Raw genomic sequence first — 1,230 nt, 5'->3', positions numbered from 1 at the left:
CGGAGTAGATCGCTCAAGGAGCGGCCGGGCCTACCATGTGCAGTCCGGCGGCCATGGCGCCGCGCAGGTTCACGTTGCCGGAGATGCGTTGCAGGATGCCGGCGTAGCCGGTGCCGGGCGCGACGCCGTTGGCCGCGGCCGCGACGTCGACCAAGCGGGCCTTCGGGTGGTATGCCATGAACATGGGGTGTACCTCGACGTCGGTGACCCGCCACGTTCTGGGGGCGACTTCGGTGAACGTGAACCGGGGCACGACCGAGTCCTGGGTCTTCTCCGGTGTGCCGTCCGAGAAACGACACAAGAGGTTGCCCAGTCCGTACGCGACCCATTTGTCGCCGATCTTCTCCAACGGCTGCACGACGTGGACGTGCATGCCGATGATCAGGTCGATGTCAGGGCTGGCGAGCAACCGTGTGGCTTGGTTGATCTGGTCGGCGTCCGGCGCGTTCTGGAATTCGGTCCACCCCCAGTGCATGGACAGGATGACGATCTCGGCGCCGGCCTGTTTGGCCGCGTGCGCCTCCTGGAGGATCCTCGGGACGTCGATGGGGTTGGCGATCCACGGCTTGTCCGGCGGCCGTTTGATGCCGTTGAGGCTGAACGTGTACGCCAGCTGCGCGACCTTCACGCCGCGCACGCTGAAGACGTTGGGCGTGGCGGCTTCCGCCTCGGAGCGCGCCGATCCGCTGTGGTGCAGTCCGACCCGATCGAGGTTGTCCAGGGTGCGCCGTACGCCTTCCTCGCCGTGGTCCAGGGTGTGGTTCGACGCGGTGGAGCAGGTGTCGAAGCCGGCGTCGGCCGCGGCGTCGACCAGTTGCGGGGGCGCGCTGAAGGTTGGCCAGCCGGTGAACGGGCCCTCTGGCGGGGCGAGCGGCTGCTCCACGTGACAGACCGCGAGATCCGCCGGCCGGATGATCGGGGCGACCGCGGCGAGAATCTGTGTGAAGTCGTGGCCGGGCTTGCCGGCCGTGCGTGCGTCGGTGGCGGCCTGCGCGGTCAGGTCGGGCGGCACGAACAGGTCCCCTGCCGCGACGACGCTGAGCGTCGTGGGGCGGGCCGGGGACGCGGCGGGTGCCGGCGCCGACCGCTCGACGGCGGCCGGCTTGGCGGTGTTCGTGCAGGCACCGGCTCCGGCGACGAACGCGGCGACGACGAGGGTCAGCCGGACCGAGGCCGGTTGCTTGCTTCGCACGGACGAGATCGTGGCAAGGCCCGACCGTTGCCGGACCC

Annotated in this window: 1 protein-coding gene; it reads right to left on the bottom strand. The window is 70.0% G+C overall.

All coding sequences use genetic code 11. The features are described from left to right. Window positions 1-13 precede the first annotated feature (13 nt). Window positions 14-1,192 (bottom strand): CapA family protein, encoded by a 1,179-nt coding sequence (locus tag AB0B76_RS58990; RefSeq protein ID WP_360395214.1) that lies wholly within the window; start codon window positions 1,190-1,192, stop codon window positions 14-16. Window positions 1,193-1,230: the final 38 nt, after the last annotated feature.

The organism is Dactylosporangium sp. NPDC049140, from assembly GCF_040648435.1.
This window is presented reverse-complemented; position numbering and strand designations above follow the sequence as displayed.